This is a genomic window from Thermaerobacillus caldiproteolyticus, from assembly GCF_015326725.1.
In the GTDB taxonomy this organism is placed as follows: Bacteria; Bacillota; Bacilli; order Bacillales; family Anoxybacillaceae; genus Thermaerobacillus; species Thermaerobacillus caldiproteolyticus.
This window is the reverse complement of sequence record NZ_CP064060.1, coordinates 1,283,040-1,301,184: the sequence shown is the minus strand read 5'-3', so window position 1 is coordinate 1,301,184 and position 18,145 is coordinate 1,283,040. Positions and strand designations below refer to the sequence as shown.

At 35.0% G+C, this 18,145-nt stretch carries 17 protein-coding genes; 9 read left to right on the top strand and 8 right to left on the bottom strand.

The window, feature by feature from the left end; translation table 11 throughout:
* Positions 1 to 9: 9 nt before the first annotated feature.
* The 3 genes from ISX45_RS06355 to ISX45_RS06345 all read right to left on the bottom strand — a co-directional run bounded on the left by ISX45_RS06355 (position 10) and on the right by ISX45_RS06345 (position 2,282).
* Positions 10 to 405, bottom strand: a complete 396-nt coding sequence (locus ISX45_RS06355) for a hypothetical protein (RefSeq protein ID WP_181556939.1) — start codon at positions 403 to 405, stop codon at positions 10 to 12.
* Between the two features lie 417 nt (positions 406 to 822).
* The gene (locus tag ISX45_RS06350; protein ID WP_181556940.1) at positions 823 to 984 is read right to left on the bottom strand and encodes a hypothetical protein; all 162 of its coding nucleotides are present in this window, start codon (positions 982 to 984) and stop codon (positions 823 to 825) included.
* Positions 985 to 1,427: 443 nt separating this feature from the next.
* Positions 1,428 to 2,282, bottom strand: a complete 855-nt coding sequence (locus tag ISX45_RS06345) for a LysR family transcriptional regulator (protein WP_181556941.1) — start codon at positions 2,280 to 2,282, stop codon at positions 1,428 to 1,430.
* A gap of 123 nt (positions 2,283 to 2,405) precedes the next feature.
* Here ISX45_RS06345 and ISX45_RS06340 point away from each other — a divergent pair, with 123 nt between their 5' ends.
* The 6 genes from ISX45_RS06340 (at position 2,406) to ISX45_RS06315 (ending at position 8,831) form a co-directional block, all read left to right on the top strand.
* Complete coding sequence (locus ISX45_RS06340) at positions 2,406 to 3,833, top strand: NAD-dependent succinate-semialdehyde dehydrogenase (protein ID WP_181556942.1); 1,428 nt, start codon at positions 2,406 to 2,408, stop codon at positions 3,831 to 3,833.
* 45 nt (positions 3,834 to 3,878) lie between these two features.
* Complete coding sequence (locus ISX45_RS06335; RefSeq protein ID WP_194520293.1) at positions 3,879 to 4,388, top strand: FUSC family protein; 510 nt, start codon at positions 3,879 to 3,881, stop codon at positions 4,386 to 4,388.
* 289 nt (positions 4,389 to 4,677) lie between these two features.
* On the top strand, positions 4,678 to 5,469 hold the full coding sequence (locus ISX45_RS06330) for an aminoglycoside 6-adenylyltransferase (RefSeq protein WP_194520292.1): 792 nt from the start codon (positions 4,678 to 4,680) through the stop codon (positions 5,467 to 5,469).
* 245 nt (positions 5,470 to 5,714) lie between these two features.
* Positions 5,715 to 6,422, top strand: a complete 708-nt coding sequence (locus tag ISX45_RS06325; protein ID WP_194520291.1) for a Type 1 glutamine amidotransferase-like domain-containing protein — start codon at positions 5,715 to 5,717, stop codon at positions 6,420 to 6,422.
* A 593-nt stretch (positions 6,423 to 7,015) separates the two neighbouring features.
* Positions 7,016 to 7,660 carry a hypothetical protein gene (locus ISX45_RS06320; RefSeq protein ID WP_181556987.1) on the top strand — a complete coding sequence of 215 codons (645 nt, stop codon included), beginning with the start codon at positions 7,016 to 7,018 and terminating at the stop codon, positions 7,658 to 7,660.
* Positions 7,661 to 7,958: 298 nt separating this feature from the next.
* Positions 7,959 to 8,831, top strand: a complete 873-nt coding sequence (locus ISX45_RS06315) for an aminoglycoside 6-adenylyltransferase (RefSeq protein ID WP_228485709.1) — start codon at positions 7,959 to 7,961, stop codon at positions 8,829 to 8,831.
* Between the two features lie 597 nt (positions 8,832 to 9,428).
* Here the strand turns inward: ISX45_RS06315 and ISX45_RS06310 are convergent.
* The 5 genes from ISX45_RS06310 to ISX45_RS06290 all read right to left on the bottom strand — a co-directional run bounded on the left by ISX45_RS06310 (position 9,429) and on the right by ISX45_RS06290 (position 14,451).
* The gene (locus tag ISX45_RS06310; protein WP_194520289.1) at positions 9,429 to 9,677 is read right to left on the bottom strand and encodes a hypothetical protein; all 249 of its coding nucleotides are present in this window, start codon (positions 9,675 to 9,677) and stop codon (positions 9,429 to 9,431) included.
* 823 nt (positions 9,678 to 10,500) lie between these two features.
* Positions 10,501 to 11,916 (bottom strand): MFS transporter, encoded by a 1,416-nt coding sequence (locus tag ISX45_RS06305; protein WP_194520288.1) that lies wholly within the window; start codon positions 11,914 to 11,916, stop codon positions 10,501 to 10,503.
* Positions 11,917 to 12,486: 570 nt separating this feature from the next.
* Complete coding sequence (locus tag ISX45_RS06300; protein ID WP_194520287.1) at positions 12,487 to 12,846, bottom strand: winged helix-turn-helix domain-containing protein; 360 nt, start codon at positions 12,844 to 12,846, stop codon at positions 12,487 to 12,489.
* Positions 12,847 to 12,988: 142 nt separating this feature from the next.
* Entirely contained in the window at positions 12,989 to 13,813 is an 825-nt protein-coding gene (locus tag ISX45_RS06295; protein ID WP_228485708.1) for a class I SAM-dependent methyltransferase, read from the bottom strand.
* A 32-nt stretch (positions 13,814 to 13,845) separates the two neighbouring features.
* A complete protein-coding gene (locus ISX45_RS06290) occupies positions 13,846 to 14,451 on the bottom strand; it encodes a hypothetical protein (RefSeq protein ID WP_194520285.1) in 606 nt (201 codons plus the stop codon).
* A gap of 688 nt (positions 14,452 to 15,139) precedes the next feature.
* Between ISX45_RS06290 and ISX45_RS06285 the strand changes: the two genes are divergently transcribed.
* Genes ISX45_RS06285 through ISX45_RS06275 form a run of 3 tightly spaced genes read left to right on the top strand, consistent with a single transcriptional unit; the run spans position 15,140 to position 18,140 of the window.
* Positions 15,140 to 16,582 (top strand): 4-hydroxyphenylacetate 3-hydroxylase family protein, encoded by a 1,443-nt coding sequence (locus tag ISX45_RS06285; protein WP_228485707.1) that lies wholly within the window; start codon positions 15,140 to 15,142, stop codon positions 16,580 to 16,582.
* Positions 16,551 to 16,922, top strand: coding sequence for an NUDIX hydrolase (locus ISX45_RS06280; RefSeq protein WP_194520283.1), 372 nt, complete (start codon positions 16,551 to 16,553; stop codon positions 16,920 to 16,922). Before ISX45_RS06285 ends, ISX45_RS06280 begins: the two co-directional genes overlap by 32 nt.
* Positions 16,923 to 16,943: 21 nt before the next feature.
* Positions 16,944 to 18,140: a M24 family metallopeptidase gene (locus ISX45_RS06275; protein ID WP_194520282.1), complete on the top strand. Its 1,197-nt coding sequence runs from the start codon at positions 16,944 to 16,946 to the stop codon at positions 18,138 to 18,140.
* Positions 18,141 to 18,145: the final 5 nt, after the last annotated feature.

Sequence of the window (18,145 nt, the reverse complement as noted above, 5' to 3'; positions counted from 1 at the left end):
TATCATCTCCTATTGCTTCTTAAAATACTTAATTCCTTCTTTAGGTTTGAAATAAGTCCTTATAACACCATCTTTTGTAACTACAGCAAACTCATTAGTCGATTTATTATAGAACAGTATATCTCCGTTTGAACGAGTTTTTGTTAAGATATTCCCACCTGGTTTTGAGTTAATTAGATTCCTTGCTCTTTCTAAGTATTCATCCATTGTTATATTGCCAAATTCCTTTTGTTTAACTACATGTTTAATATAATGACTTCTTAGAAGCTTTTCTGATGCAAAATTAGCATTTTTAAAATCACCAATACCTTTACTAAAATTTTCTTCGTATGTTTTAGAGCTACAACCAATAGTAAGTATGAATACTAATAAAAATAGTAATAAGCTCCAAAGTGTTCTTTTCATCCTTATTCCAACCCCTCGAATCATTTTCTTTGGAAAGGAATACGAATTTCACCCTTTTAGGGTAGGAAAATAGTTACCTATATGTGCCTATTCTTTTATCGATATATTTTGCTGAATGAATAAAAGGTCAGAAACTCTATCATATTTTAGCGAAAACTAGAAGAGAAAATCAAGCTGCGCCCATTTTGGTGATGGGCTTTTTTGTTTGATGAACAAGAAGTTCTATCATAAAAATAATCTCAACACCAAATAAATCGTTGGATGTAAAAAGTGACTAAAAATAAAAAAGAGCCACTTCTTTTTAGAGAGTGACTTTGTATGAGTACAATTATTACAGGTTACAGGGCTAGTATATAAGTAAATTCATTACTTCATGCATATTGCTTTATCTAAGAGAAGAACCGTGTTTGATTTTTATTATTTGCCCATAAGCCTCGTTAAAGCCATCCCAAGAAATCCAACACCCATTCCTATGAGCCATCCGATTTGGGGACTTCCTAACCAAGCTCCCAATCCTCCACCAAGAAACATGCAGCCAACAAACACTAATCCTCCAGCTCCCCATTTTTTCTGCTTCATTATTCAATCACCCCCTTTTAATTAAAACATATGTAGCTAACTAACCTTTCCTGCACATAATATGTTAGATATTAGAGACTTTTAGATCCCTTCAGCAACAATTCAAAATTCCAAAATTTTATTCGTGAAATCATATTATTTTTGTGGACATCTAACAATCTATTGTTCTTGGTTTTCCTGTTAGTCCTGATGTTAAACATTCAAAAAATGAATTAGCAGATTGAAAATAATTAACATTGATAAAATAATCTCGGATCGCTGCCTGAGACATTATGTACAGTTAAGATTTATTATTGAAAATAGCCATTCAAGATGGCTAACCCATGAAGAAATATCAGCAGGTGTGATTTTAAAAATTTTTTGAGAGTAAAAGAATTCAATGGCATATAAAAATTTAAAGTAAGCCCCAGTTTATAGATGATCGATACTTTCATAAAAGATTATTAATTAAAAAATAAGGTAAATAACAATTTTCCTATATCCGGATTTCGGGCGATAAGTGAGATCTGTCTCTTTATGTTGAAATCTGCAATCGGAAGAACCTTAATAATGGATCGATCTATATTATAGGTGAAAATTTCCGGAAGAATAGATATGCCTAAATTTGCTGAAATAAACCCAATAATACTTTGGCCAAAGTCAATTTCAAAAGAAATATTCGGTTGAGAATGATGAAGTCTATATGCTTCTTCTATTAACATGCGAACATCGCATGAAGAAGGGAGAACAACAAGAGGTTCATCTTTGAAATCCTTAAAATAAATTATATCTTCATGCCTAGCCAGTGGATGAAGATGATTGACAAACAAATAAAAAGGTTCTTTAAAAAGAGGCTTAGACCAGTATGAATGTTGAATTTCTCGATCATCTAATAGCGCAGCATCGATGTCTCCAGTATGCAGGTTATTTAAAATATCATAAAAGCTATAAGAAATTTTAATACTCACTTCCCGGTTGTGTTCCTTAGCGGTAGCTAATTTATATGGGAGATAAAAGCTGGCAATACTTGGCCACGTTCCAATTTTAATTTCTGATGTTTCTTGTGTAGATAGAATTTTTCTCTGTATAGAACGAATTTTATGTAAAACAGGTTCAATTTCTCTAAATAAAATATCCCCAGCTTCTGTTAATTCTACTCCTTTTGCAGAACGTGTAAATAAAGTTGCTCCTAGATCTTCTTCTAATTTTCTAATTTGTTTGCTTAATGCTGGCTGTGTCATATGAAGCTGCTCACTAGCTTTTGTTAAGCTTTTTGTCTTCGCTGTTACCAAGAAAGCCTCTAGCCACTCTGTTCTCATTTTTATCCCTCATAACTTTTTGTTATACCCATAGTATATAAAGGAAGTACTCCTAATGCAAAAATCATGATAGTCTGTGGATGAGTTCAAAACAACAGCAGTGTATCTAAGGGGGACAATCTTATGTATCCAAACAGAATGTATGTGAATGGCCAGTGGATTGATGCAAAAGAAACCATTGATGTCATCAATCCAGCTACAAAGGAGATCATCGGAACTATTCCAAACGGCGGCAAGAAAGAAGCGAAAATGGCAGTAGATGCGGCATATTCTGCTTTTAAGGAGTGGTCTAAAAAGACTGCCGAAGAGCGTAGTAAACTTCTATTAAAATGGTATTCCTTAATTGAAGAACATACGGATGAACTGGCGGAAATCATCACCACTGAACAAGGAAAACCTCTTTCCGAAGCAAAAGAAGAGATTTTCTATGCGAATAGCTATATCTCTTGGTTTGCTGAAGAAGGAAAACGAATTTATGGAGAAACTATTCCGGCATCCTCTCCTAATAAACGTATTATAGTAAAAAAACAGCCTATAGGTGTTATTGCAGCCATCACTCCATGGAATTTTCCAGCAGCTATGATTACACGAAAAATTGCCCCAGCTCTTGCTGCTGGTTGTACAACCGTTTTGAAACCATCTGAACAGACGCCTTTCACTGCTTTGAAACTGGCGGAACTCGCTGAACAAGCCGGGATTCCAAAAGGGGTCATTAATATTGTAACAGGTGATGCTGAACCGATTGTAGATGTATGGCAAAAGGATGAACGTGTGCGCAAGCTCACTTTTACCGGTTCTACACGCGTAGGGAAAATTTTAATGCGCGGGGCTGCTGACACTGTGAAAAAGTTATCTCTCGAATTAGGAGGGCATGCTCCGTTCATTGTGACAGCTAATGCAGATATAGAGAAAGCCGTAGAGGGCGTTATAGCTTCTAAATTTAGAAATGCAGGCCAAACATGTATATGTGCAAACCGTATTTTTGTAGAAGAAGGGATTGCTGAAGAATTTTCTAAAAAACTAGCAGAAAAAGTGGCAAAATTGAAAGTAGGTAATGGATTTGAAGAGGGCGTAGATATAGGTCCACTCATTAACGAGGCAGCAGTTCGTAAAGTACAGGCACAAATTGAAGACGCAAAGCAAAAAGGGGCTAAAATCCTTGTAGGAGGTAACTCCATAAAAGAAGAAGAAGGCTTTTTTATGGAACCAACTGTTATTATGAATGCTACTGACGATATGTACTGCATGTATGAGGAAACATTTGGGCCGCTTGCTCCTATCGCAACATTTAAAACAGTAGAAGAAGCTATTGAACGTGCTAATAATAGTCCTTATGGATTGGCCGCATACGTATTTACAGAGAATATGAAAGAGGCAGTTTATATAACAGAGGCATTAGAATATGGAATTATAGGTTTAAATGATGGTTCTCCTTCGGCTGCCCAAGCACCATTCGGTGGATTTAAAGAGAGTGGGGTGGGCCGTGAAGGTAGCCGCTATGGAATTGAAGACTATCTCGAAATTAAGTATATTTCACTCGGATTGAAATAATTTACCTCTAATAATAACAAAAAGGATAATAACGGGGAAAGACCTATGAACACCAAAGTATTTATAAAGCATCTTAGTAGAGAATTAAATCGTGTAGGAATCACTTTACAGACTTTTAAAATATCGATAGCAGCAGGAATTTCATGGTGGCTAGCGACTTTAATTACTCCCCATTTCTATCCTTTTATTGCTCCGTTAACAGCAGTTTTAATTACTGATACAACTTTTAAAAAGGCTGTAACCAAAGCGATTAACCGTTTTTTAGGGGTTGCAGGCGGAGTGGCATGCAGTCTGTTTATTTCTCAGTGGATCATACCGTCAGGAATAGCAGTCTTTTTGAGTATTTTTGTAGGGATGGCAATTGCGAAAACTCTTAAACTTCATCAAGATAGTATCACACAAATAGGTGTAACTGTCGTAATGGTTTTGGCTTTTTTACATTCAGGAGGTTATGAATGGGCACGTATAATTGAGACAGTCATAGGATCAGTCGTTGCCATTTTTGTTACTATTTTTCCACCTCACAGGAGAGCTGGTAATTATGATACCCCTTGATCTTGATTTGGTATAATATTCCATTAACAGGAGGCGTTGGTTCAAGAACGGCTAAATAAAAATCTAATCTCTAAAGCCACGTAAATATAAAGTGATGGATAATAATTGAGTTAGTAAATATTAGCGCATGTGCTTTTATTTGTCTGGACATAAAAAAGGAATCAAATGTTTAAATATCTAATATATAAAATCAATATGGATTTATATTCTAAAAATATATTTTACGAGGAGTTGTCATTCAATGTGTGGGATTTGTAACTAGACACAAAGAAAGAGTTTAGAAATTCCGATGCACCGTCAAGAGTTAATGACTGCAATTGAAAAAGATTTGTTCAATGACGATGATGTATTAGCGGCTTTTTATGGCGGTTCAATCGGAAATGAAAATATGGATTTATATTCCGACATTGACCTCCGCATCGTTGTATTACCTGAAAAATTTCAAGTATTTATCTCGAACAAAAAAAATCGCCCTAAAAAATGGGGAAATGTTCTTTATTTTGAGGACTTAGGTCCGTTTGTAACTTATTCCATCGCTCACTATGATTGTTTTGTTAAAGTGGATACATTTTATTATAAGCCTGAAGACATTCATCCTTCCGTATGGTTGAAAAATATAAAAATTGTAAAAGATACGGACGGAATGTTGGCAGATATTTTAGATAAATCCATGGCTTTATCCTATGAACCAACAATGGAAGAATTTGAACTTTGGCGAACAAAGTTTTTTGCGTATTTTCATGAAGCTTATCGCAGAGTAATGAGAAAAGAGTATTATTATGCTTTGAAATGTATTGACAGCTTACGTTTATCAATGGCAACAGCTTGGTATATGGAAGCAGGAATCCAACCCAATACGTTTGGCGATTGGGCAAAATACGAAGGTGAAAGGAGTAAACTAGAAGCCTGGCAACGATCCCTCCTTGAAAGTTGGGAATGTGGCAGAAATCCCCTTGAAATGATGAATGTGATGAAAAGGATAGTTCCAGAATTTAAAAGGGTCCATAACAATCTTTGTCATAAGCTCGGGATCGAAGAAAGCCCTGAGTGGGTTAATGGAATTATTGATATGGTTATTTGAGCAGAAACACCCGCAAAAAGTGCGGGTGTTTTTAACTATCCCGAAAATTTGTATTTTCATTATTTGCTGATGCCCCATAATTGCGGTATGGTTGTCCCCCATGAAAGAAATTTTTGCATAATCTGTGGTGCTGTGAAATGCGACATGGGTGGCTAATGGGGAAGGTTAGTTGAAAAAGGATTTGATTTTAATTTGTAGAAATTATCGGTGTGGAAAATAGTTCTTTTTAGAAAGGAAGGAATAAGATGCGACAAATCATTGCTCTAGGTGGCGGAGGGTTCTCAATGGAACCGGATAACCCGTTATTGGATTTGTACATATTGAAACAAACAAAAAAAACTACTCCAAAGATTTGTTTTATCCCCACTGCCAGCGGGGATTCAGATCATTATATATCAAGGTATTATAACTTCTTTAATAAACAAAATTGCAAACCTTCTCATTTATCTTTATTTAAACCGCCAACAAGGGATTTAGAGGGGTTTATACTGGAGAAGGATATTATATATGTCGGTGGGGGAAATACAAGAAACTTATTAGTTTTATGGAAAGAGTGGGGGTTAGATGATATTTTAAGAAAAGCTTGGAACCAAGGGATTGTTTTAGCTGGCATTAGTGCTGGTTCTATATGTTGGTTCGAGGAAGGCGTCACAGATTCATTTGGAGAGGAATTAGAACCAATGAAATGCTTAGGCTTTCTAAAAGGCAGTCATTGTCCGCATTATGATGGAGAGTTAGACATAAGGCATTCATATCATAAACTAATTTATTCTGGAGCCATACAAGCTGGTATTGCAGCAGATGATGGAGTTGCCATCCATTATATTGAACAAAACATAAGTAATATAGTTAGTTCTAGACCAAAGGCAAAGGCTTATAAAGTTTATTTGGATAACAAGGTGATGAAGGTGATAGAGGAAGAGCTTCAGACGAATTTTTTAGGTTCCTGTTAAGCCGATATGGAAGAACGAATTAACTCCAACATCTGTGGTGAAGCTCACTTTATGGTTGGCTAACGGTTAGTGTTAGTTGAACAGGACATACAAAAAAGACCGATTGATGATATTATCCCCTTTAAGTAGACAGTGTAAAAAGCCCATTTTTAATAGTTGGGTGTTACACTATATTTGGAGGGGATTTTTTATGGCACGAAAAGGACAAACATTTCACCGTTATACGGAGGAATTCAAACAAAGAGCTATTCACACGTATGAGAATGAGGGAATGAGTTATCAAGAATAATGTAGAGGAAATAAGAACTTAAAGTCAAAGTGAACACACATTGAGAAAGAAACAGTAAGATAAAAAAGAATCGATACTTCTGCCACAAAAGGAATCAAAAAGAGACATCATTCTTTTCTTACTCAATTCCCACCACCGTCTTTGGTGTCGCGAAATACGGTATGGGTGGCGAACGAGAGCATTACTTCAATAAACAGGAAGTAATGCCTTTTTTATTGAAGTGAAGAGCAGTTTAATTTAAGAATAAATATCAGAAAAATGGAAATTATGTTATAATTAACAAAACAATTCAAGGAGGATTATTATGAATAAAAAAATAAAAATTGGTATCGGTGTATTCGGCATATTCGCATTAGGTATAGGGCTTTTTGCTTTCGCATTTGTACAAAGCATGAAGCCAGATGAGGATGAAGTGAAAAAGGTAAAAATACAAGCACAGGAATATATAAAAAATACATTTAAAGATGAAATTGTTATTTATGACACACTATTTGATAATATGGGCAACTTCCCAACATTTGATTACGCTGCTAAAGCAGAGAACAAAAAGGATCATACACAGTTTTTAGTCTACTACAATGAAGAAACAAAACAGATGGAAGACTCCTATATTGCGGAGAAGTGGGAAAAGGAATTAGAAAACAATATACGTCCTTATATTGAGCAAAAACTTGGAGCGTTGGACAAATTGTGGGTAGATTATGACGAAAGGACCGGAATAACATATAACGTTAATCCAAATGAGCCAAGTAGTTATAAAGAATACGATGCGGCACCTACTATTATCATATCTGTACCTAGAAAGCCGGCTAAAAAGGATGAAGAAATTTTTAACGAGATTGTATCATTTATTCAAAAGAACGCTGGATTAAAACATGGAATGATTTCCATTAGTTATGTTAAAAAAGGTGTACCATTAGATGATAAAGAATGGCACAAGACCTTTTAACAAATTCTAAAGAGCATATTTATAAAAAGTCAAGTCCAAATTATTTTGTAAATTTCCCTTTGATAGACATCATGGGCCTGATGATTTGACGTATGGTAGGTAAGTCTGAAAATTAGCATTTTCATCCTTCTGATGGTGCCGCCGATGCATGGGTGGCTAACGAAGCAGTTTAGTTCAATAAAAAATATAATCTCTAGATGGTATAATTAGGATATTACTTCTTAACTTTGGGGGATAGGAATGCTAAAAAGAAAATATGGAGACCGTTCGTATCGAAGGAAGGGGGACATATGTGAAAATGAGAACAGAACAAGAAATGTTGGATTTAATCATAACATTTGCTAAGCAAGATCATCGTATACGTGGAGTGCTAATGAACGGTTCTCGAGTAAATCCCAACATAAAAAAAGATATATTTCAAGACTATGATATTGTATATTTAGTTACAAGTGTTGAACCATTTAAAGATGAAAACTATATTTTGTCTCACTTTGGGGAAGTAATGCTTATGGAAAAACCTGAAGATAAAATTTTTCCACCTCCCATTGGCGATGGCCGTTATACATATTTAATGCAATTTATGGATGGAAACCGAATTGATATGCAATTTATTCACATCAGTAAAGTGGATGAACTAATTAAGGATAGTTTGACAAAGGTTTTATTAGACAAAGACCACAATATTCCAGATATCCCACCTCCAAGTGAACAAAGTTATCTTATAAAAAAACCAACGGAAAAATTATATAACGATTGTTGTAATAGTTTTATATGGGGATTAGGATCTCATATTCCAAAAACCATTTGGAGACAAGAATTACCATTGTTAATGCGTTTAATAGATGTTGTTTTACGTGAGCCATTAATTCAAATGCTTGAGTGGCATATAGGAATTAAAACAGATTATAAATACTCAATTGGAAAAGGGGGAAGGCATTTAAAAAAGTTTTTAGAGCCTGAAATTTGGAATGACTTTGAGAAGACGTATACAAATGCGAATTATGATAATATTTGGGATTCGTTATTTTTATTTCATGACTTATTCAAAAAAACAGCTGAACATGTTGGGCAAGTGCATGGTTTTCGCTTTCCTGAAGAAGAATGCAAAAGAGCATTAGAGTTTCTAAAACACGTAAAAGACTTGCCGCAAGATGCAAAATCAATCTTTTAAATAAAGATACGATGGAGGGGAAAAGAGATGGGAGATGTAGCGATAAGAACAGCGAATCAAGAAGATATTCCGCAGCTTTGCAATTTATACAGATAATTGTTTTTGGCAGTTAAAAAATGAATGTATCAAATGACAAATAAGAGTATCCGTTTCATTGAATATTAACTCATACGCCACATTACTTGATATGGAGCATCTGCGGTCATGATTCTACGTAAAAGGGGAAATAAATTATATATGGTTTCACAGGCAAGATAGTCTATCATGACCGCCTATGCCTATAAAGTTATAAATTTATAACAGAAATAGATGCGTATGCTTAATTGCTAAATTGTGCTCCTTATCCCGCAGAAAACATCTCTTTTGATGAGAGTTTAATGTTTTCATATTTAGAAAATCCAGAAATTCTTTAATTTCTGTTCCTTTCTAACACGCCGGTTTGCGGCTTCTTTTTCTTTATGAGTCTCGTTCTTTGTGAATACGTTACGATAGAAGTAGGGTTCACTGTTTTTATCTTCAGTTTCCGTCGTTAGATAATGAAAAGGGATTTGAGCGCATGGATGGAACGCAGCTCACTATCATGAGTACGTCCCGATTTTATTCATCATCTTTAAAATAATAATCAAAAATGCTTTTTAATACACTAAATAACGTATACCAACCACCAAGAATATGTACAACAATATAAATTGGTACAGTTAGTTTAAAACCGAAATTATATTCTTGATTAAATTCTTCAATAGTTTCAGGTATTTCTTCTTTATAAAACAAATAATCAATAATGGATGCAATAGTTCCTGCAATAAGATGTGACCAAAGAAATAAACCTAGATAATACATCGTCATATTTGTCACCTCATGTTACTTTTCTAAAACCAACAGGAATATGTCAGAAAAATTTCCTTAGATAAAATCTGTGTGTAAGATCGAAGGGAGTTTCACCCGTCATTTCCTCGTACTATTGTTGAAATTCTTTAAGTACGGTTCTGTAACGTCGGATGGTAGTTCACTTTTTCCCTTGTTGCCGTAGCCAACGGATATACTTTTCAAAATTTCCTTCTCTCCTTTTCAAAAACAATAAATTGCAATCAGACTAAGAATAGTGATTTGATTATTGGTACAAGTGCCACAATTATTCCTAGAAGAAAGAATTCAAACTTAGATTTCATCTTTGAATTGGCCTCCCTAAAACCAGTAAAAGATACTCTGTAAAAAAATCGTTTTTCACCAGTCCTTTGAACATATTTATGAATCTGCAGACGTTGTCTCAGCTGGCCATCCAAAAACAATTTACCGAATTATCTTTCGTTTTTCAATCATTTTCAATATTTAAATACTCTTATCAATATAAAATTTTGCCATTTCTACACCGACATAGATTTATATTGATTGGTGACAGAATTTTCTTTGGTAGTTGCCTCATAATTCGATATTTTGTTCTCTCATAAAAAATGTTGGTGGAAATCTTATTTAGCTATAAAAATTACCATTTAATTGTATCGAGAGTGTAAAACCTCTTTTCTAAAAGCAACAATCTTAGAAAAGAATCTATAAAAGATAAAGGTTCCTTTTAAGCTTAATTTCTATTTGTTGAAGTTAAGTTAACAGCTTAATACAACAGGCTCCCTTGATTTGTCTTTTTCAAAAACTTCATAAAAACTCCTTTTTTCTATTGATCAATTTTTGTTTCCTGTATATAATGAATCGGTTCATACAGTTGTCTTATACATAGTAAACCAACAATTGTAAATGTTAATAAACCAAGTAAAATAACGGTCCAATGAAACCCTATCCAATCAAGCAATACTCCTGTGCACAATACAGAAACCTGTTGAACAAAACTTTCCAGCATCCTTCTCAAAGAGAAAAACCTTCCTAGATATTCGTCTGGAATTAATTCCTGGCATACCGTGTTGGATAAGGGCATGAAAATACCAACAACATAACCGAATAGAGCAAAAGAAACAACAGGAAGCCATCTCCATTCTGCTAAGAATAAAGACATTTGAGCAACACCAATGAGGAGGCACGATATCAATAATAATGGGACGGAATTTTTACCTTTCTTGAGCCGACTCGCAGTTAAACCAGCAATAAAAATGGATAAACCTTCTGCTCCGTACAACAATCCTTTAATCAAAGATGAATCTTGCAATTGACTTATATTGATCACCATCAGATTAAATCCGCCAATAAAAATAAATGGGAAAACCGTTAAGATCAGAATCATCTTAATTATAGGGAGACGATTAATTACCGACAATATTTCATGAAATGATCGATGACCTTTTATATTGCGACCTGTTTGTTCTGATGAATGACGACTGGTTATGGAAGGTTCCTCTATACGTAAAAATAATGTAGACATTAGTAAGAGGAAATAGGCAATAATCGCGATTATAAACAAAGTAGTCACAGAAACATATACAAGCAAAACACCGGCTAGAACAGCCCCAACTTCAAGCATTGTTAAAATTTTATTGCCGCTGCTTGATGAATCCGTTGGAATCTCCGTTTTCGCCAAATCGTTAATCAATGCCGTCATTATCGTTGATAGGGCATATAGCCAAAAAGTCAACCAAAATAAACCAATCGAATGGAGGAAAGCTGCTAAAATACCCCCTACAGCCCAACCACCTAATTGAACGCATTGGCTTAAAGTTGATAAAAGGCTGTTCGCCTTCGTCAGCTTGTCATCAGGAACTAGTATCGGCAACAATGCACCGCTAGCAGGGTTTGCCCAACCATCTAAAAAAGAAATAAGAAAAACAAATAGATAGATAATATGAATGGTTTGGTCTGACATGAAATATGAAGCATAAAGTGTAATTATTAAAAGTATCATCGTTTTGCATAACTGAGAATAAACTAGTATTCTTTTTAAGTTATATTTATCAATTATGAAAGGAGCCAATATACTACTAATTGTTCCAGAAACCATATTGATAAGAGGGACAAACGAGATGTAAAAAACGGATTGTGTTTCTTTGTAAATAATGGAGATCAGAACTAGGATATAAAAAACATCACCTGCATTTGCCAACGTCTGTCCAGTCGCTAATAAGTAAAAGGACTTATTTTTCAATGAAGTAACTCCCTTTTATTTAGTTTTTTAATCGGCAAAAAAAGGGGAGTATCACATTGGCTCCACTCCTTATTAAAGATTATTTAATTATGTATTTCAGTTAATTTACGAAATATTAATAATATTCGTTTATTTGCAGGAGGTGAGAATTCATGTCTGATATTTAGAAACATTAAATGTTTTGCCGAGAACCGTTTTGATGTGGGCAGACCAAAAATAAATTTAAGTTCCATAAAAGTAAATATAATCCACATACCAATATAAATTATCTTTCCTTATAAGGCTTGACATGGAGCCTCTGCGTGTATGAATTCTTTTGCGAAGGACGCATCACAAAAAGAGTTCGCAGAGGCAACCAGCTATCATGCACGCCACTCCATGTAAAGCTGTGTCTCTGAAATTATATTTTATGAGAAAACTGACCTGTTTTGTTTCCAGTTTAGTGCATAATTTTTATCTTGTATTTTGCATTAAACAAAAATAAAATTCAGTTGTTGGTTTGGATGTTCCAAAAGTGGAAGTCAGATTCAAGCATTTTTAGATAAGATACAGTCGAAGTTCATAGCTTGTTTAATGCTTTTTCAACAGGTCTGTATCTTTTACTCTTTGAAACAATATATAGCCATAGCCACGAACCGATAACAAATATTTTGGTTTTTTAGGGTTATCTTCCAGCCGATTTCTAATACGATTGATGTATACATATAATTCGTCTTTGCTTACTAGTGAATGTGGCCCCCATGCATATGTGATTATTTCTTCGCTTGAAACGGGTCTGCAAATATCCTGAGCAAGACGTTCTAAAATGCGAAATTGAATTCTTGAAAAATGGATACGTAATCCTCTTTTAACTAGTACTTCTTGGCTGACGTCTAAATAACAATCTTTATCTAAGTAGATATAGTGTTGTTTGTAACCAAATTTATCCAAATGAATCGCATCCCTTTTTGAGGTATATAGAGAAAAGGGGTTTTTCTAACTTAAAATGCAACTTATTGGCACATGAGTTTTTACTTTAACTCCTATTGATTTGAGTCTCCAGATTTATAAATTTAGGTGTGTTTTTTAATGTCTAACATCTTTGTGCTTTAACTCTTTGTGCCGGCCATCTCATAAACAGCTCTTCTTTTGGAAATTTGTTACAAACTTCACGCCCTCTTTTTTTTAGAGTTTCAATGATCTCTTGACGTGCTCGCCAAGGAAGTTCTCCTAGTTCTTCTTGAAACCAGCCTAACCCTTGCACATAGTGCTGGACTACTTTTTCAGGCTGATTAAAAGGTGCAGGTGAGATAATCTCCTCGTGCTGCACTTGCTTAAGACCTACCCTTCTAAAGTGTTCAGGTACTTCTTCAGGATGAAACAGGAAATCTTTAGGTGGCTCTTTTCTTTTTGCAGCAAGTTCCAAAATCGGGGAAAACCATTCTTGGAAAAAAGGTGCATTCAAGTTTACTTTCAATGGATGAAAACTCGCTATTGTTCCACCATAACGTGTGACTCTACGCATTTCTTCTAGAGCAGATTTGCAATCTGTAAAATGTAAAAAAGCAAAACCAATTACTGCATCAAAACTTTCATCTTCAAACGGTAATTCTTCTGCTTTTCCCTGATAAAATTCTACCCAATCAATGCCTAATTCTTTACGCTTCGCTTCCGCTCTTGCAATCATAGCAGGCGAAGGATCAATGGATATGACTCGGCCTTCAGGTCCAACACGATCGGCTAATTCACCTTCAAAAGTAAGTAAACCGTTTGCACAACCAAGTTCCAGTACTTTCATGCCTGGTTTGATCCCGGCGAAGTCGATGAAACTTCTTCTTAGCATCATGGATTCTGGCCATAGTTCCTCAGCTAACTTCTCGAAATCATCAAAAAGATTGAATTGAAAGAGATGCAGCATGTCCAAACGATGAGCAAGAAACCCAGATTCTTTTAATATTTTTTTGTATTTTTGAGATTTTCTTGCCCTTGGCCAGTCAACTTCACATAACGGCGGCCTTCTTTGATCACAATTTGATAGTTTCCCATTAAAACACCAAGCAACAATTCATCAGATAAGTTGTAATCAATCCAAGGTCTGTGCCAACTTCCAAGTAAAAACTCTCTTTCGGGCATCAAGCCGTAATAAGCTAAAGCATTTTGGTTTTCGTAACTCGTTACGAGCCCATAAATTTGCAGGAGAGTGGCAAAATCGTATTTTTGAATAAAATTGTTGACCATTTGGATAGCTGTTTTCGCATGTTCCTCATTTACTTCTAATTGTCCGGTTTGTTCATGTGCTAATAATACTGCGGTAGATGACATGATTTCATAAAGCGCTGTTCGAAACAACCTCTCAGGGATTGGAAGGGTTCCAAAAATTTTAATTCTGTCTTTTTCAAAAATATTTGAGGCGGCGTATTCCCGTGCTTCTAAATCTAAAATTTCAAAAATTGCTGGATCAAATCGATCACCTGTTTCGATTAACCAGGGACTTATCGCTAATCTAGATTTACAAAAATCTCGAAGCTCAACTGTTAAATCTGGGAAAAGATTCACTTGCTTCTCACCTTCCTGAAACTTTTGATTAATCAGTAATTCTTCAACTTAATTTTAATTTCCAGATTGTAGACATGGCAAGTATATAATTTTACATATAAATGAATTGTTTCAAAAAATAGGCTTTAATCTGTGTAAAAAAACTATTGGTTTTTATCTATTATAGTAGAACTTAAATAAGCATAAAGTCCTGGTTATCTTAATGAACTGTAAGGTTTTCGACAACAAAAATTTGATAATTTTTTATTAAGAGATAATTTTTGGAATTAGGGGAACGAGAGATGGAACTAATAGCAATTGATATGGATGGAACATTACTAAATTAGAAGTTGGGTTATGAGTAGGAAACTAATTGAAGAAATTGTGATCATTGCAACTGGAAGAGCTTACTAGATAAAGTGCCAACGGTGCATTCCTATACAACGAGGACGGGGAACATATCTTTGATTGTACTATGAAATTATTCGACAGTGGAACAGATTGTATCGTTGTTACAATTTAGCTGTACGAAAGAATCTCAATCCTACCTAACATTTAGGAATTTGAGGAAGATGGAAAGTATAATATTTAGACATTTAGATCTGACTATTGGAATTAATTGGTTTAGATAGGTGCTAATTCTCTGTAAAGTTAAAATTCTGCTAATCATTTATCAATGCTAGAACATTTAGGGAGGGGATTTAAAGTGATGTATCGAGAGCGGATTAAGGACAATAGAGTAGTCTATTTAAACGGAAAACTTGTTAATGATGTTACACAAGAACCGGCTTTTAAGGGAGCTATAGATTGTATACAAGAATATTATACCCTTCAACATAAACATCCACAGATGTACACCTTTGTAGATGAGAACGGAATTAGAACACACATTAGCTTGCTCATTCCTAAAACCAAAGAAGATCTTCGAAGAAAAAGAAAAGCTTTTAAATCTATAGCAGATATTTCATATGGAATGTTAGGTAGAACACCTGACTTTATGAATTCAGCATTGGCTACAATATCAGCTCACTCTAAGGTATTAGGTAGTGGGAAATATACCGATTATTCCAAGAATATTGTAGAGTACTATAATTTTGTGAAAAAAGAAAATCTGTTTGTAGGTCACGGTGCCATAAATCCTCAGATCAATCGGTCTATTCCATTAGGTGAACAAAACAATGACTATGCTGCTGTTCGTGTAATTAGTCATGACTCAGATGGAATTGTGGTAAAAGGAGCAAAAATGATTGTAACTCTAGCTCCCATTGCCGACGAACTCCTAATATTTAACATGCCAGGCTTAAAGCCAGGGGATGAGGACTATGCGGTAGCTTTTGCTTTACCGGTAAATCACCCTGGAGTGAAGATCATATGTAGAAAGCCTTTAGTAAAAGAATCCTTTAGCGACTTTGATTATCCAATTGCAAATAGCTTTGATGAGATTGATGCCTATTTATTACTAGATAATGTTCATATTCCTTGGAATAGAGTTTTTGTGTTTAAGGATGTACAAAAGTCCAACATCTTTTACGATAAGACTTTTGCTCGAAATCATACTGGTCACCAAGGAATCGTAAGAGGTCTATCTAAAGCCGAATTTCTTACAGGTACTACTATTAAGTTAGCAGAAGTATTGGGGTTAAATGGATTTATAAATGTTCAAGAGAAATTAGGTGAACTCACATCCTATATTGAATTACTGAAAGCAAGTATTCTCTTAAGTGAGGAGGAAGCTTCCATGAGTGAGGAAGGTGTACTCAATCCTAGTATTAGTGCTATTCAAGCTATTAGATATAACTTCCCTAAAATGTATGAACGAATGGTCAAACATATACAATCACTGGCAGCCGGATCTATGCTTTCCACACCACATTCAGGAGATTTCTCAAATGAAAATAAGGAAGTTTTGATGACTTCACTCTCAAATGATATGGTTGATGCTAAAGATAGATCAAAACTTCTAAATTTGGCTTGGGATGTTTCTGGTGATGGATTTGGGCAGAGACAGCTCATGTATGAATATTATCACGCAGGTGATCCAATGCGCATTGCAGCCGTCCATTATCTTACATATCAAAAGGATCACATGTTAAACATGGTAGAAAGGGCGTTAGCAAGAAATGAAGATAATAAAGTGTTCCTGTCTTGTTAATAAAAAAGAAGATAAGTTATTGTGTGTTAGAGTTAGGGATAATAAGCTTTGGTACCTACCTGGTGGTAAGATTGAACATGATGAGACACCTGAAGAAACTTTGGTAAGAGAGTTATATGAAGAACTCAGCATAAGAATTGAGCGTTCAAGTATAAAGTATCTTTGCAATATTATAGGTCCTGCTTATGGTGAAGAAGCTATGGTGGAGTTATACTGCTATACAGCTGAATGGACAGGGGAAATAAAACCTCATGCTGAAATTAGTGAAGTTTCTTGGATCGACATTAACCATAAAGAATTACTGGCTCCCGCCGTTATCGAACTCCTCAACCACTTATAATGAAGGAGGTTATATAGTGTCGTGTTTTACAATGAGAATCGATTAGTTGATAAAATGAAACAATATGATCTTGATGCCATAGTGGTCTCAACAAAAGAGAACATAAGATATTTTACAGGTTTTGAGCCTGTAATAAAAACCTTAAGTCCATACTTAGGTGAATGTTACATTGTTATAACAAGAGACAAACCTAATCAAGTTAACATCGTGCATTCAGTAGGGGAAATAGATCAAGTACTTGATGCTAAAGTAGCAATCGGTAAAGTTCAGACATATGGTACTTTTTATAGGGAGTATATGAATGGAGTTGAGCTTACTCACGAAGAAAGAAGGCTTAAGGAACTATCTGATCTTACTCACAGCGCTACTAGTGCACGAGAGGCCTTATCATCTTTGTTAAGAGAACTAGGATTAGCAAAATCAAGATTAGGGATCGATGAAGATGGCATGACAATGGCTTGTTTAAGTCATATTAAAAGTAGATTTCCAGGTATAGAATTTATATTTTTTTCTAACAAAATTAGGCAGATAAGGGCTGTTAAAACACCACATGAGATAGATGCGCTTACTTACGCGGCAAATTGTGTGGAAAAAGCCATTGAAGATGTTATCAGTAATCTCAAAGAAGGCATTAGTGAATTAGAAATAGCAAACATGTTTAATACATCTATAGCCAGTCAAGGAGCTATCGCTGCTTTACCAATGATCAAAATAGGTAGACACGCGGTTGGAGGACAACGTAGACAAAAATCTGAAATTAAGCTCCAACCTGGGGACTTAATATGGTTTGATTGCGATGTGGTCTGTAATGGGTATTGGGCAGATATTGCACGGGTGTTCTCATATAAATATATGAAACCCGAGTATGATAAATTTAATGCATTGTACAAGGGACAGCTTGTGGCAATTAATGAAGTAAAGATCGGTATGAAGGGAAAAGATGTATTTAATTTAACAATGAGTGCAGTTCATGATGCCGGGTTTACGGAATACAGACGCCATCATGTTGGACACGGAATAGGTTTAGAACCTTATGAGTTGCCTATTCTTGCTCCAGATAATGAAGATATTATTGAGGAGGGGATGGTTCTTTCCATTGAAACTCCTTACTATGAATTTGGGTTGGGAGCTCTACACGTAGAAGATCCGGTACTAGTCTCTAAAACTACAAACACAGTATTAACAAAAACAAGCGGTAAAATAAAAATAGTGGGGTGAATCTT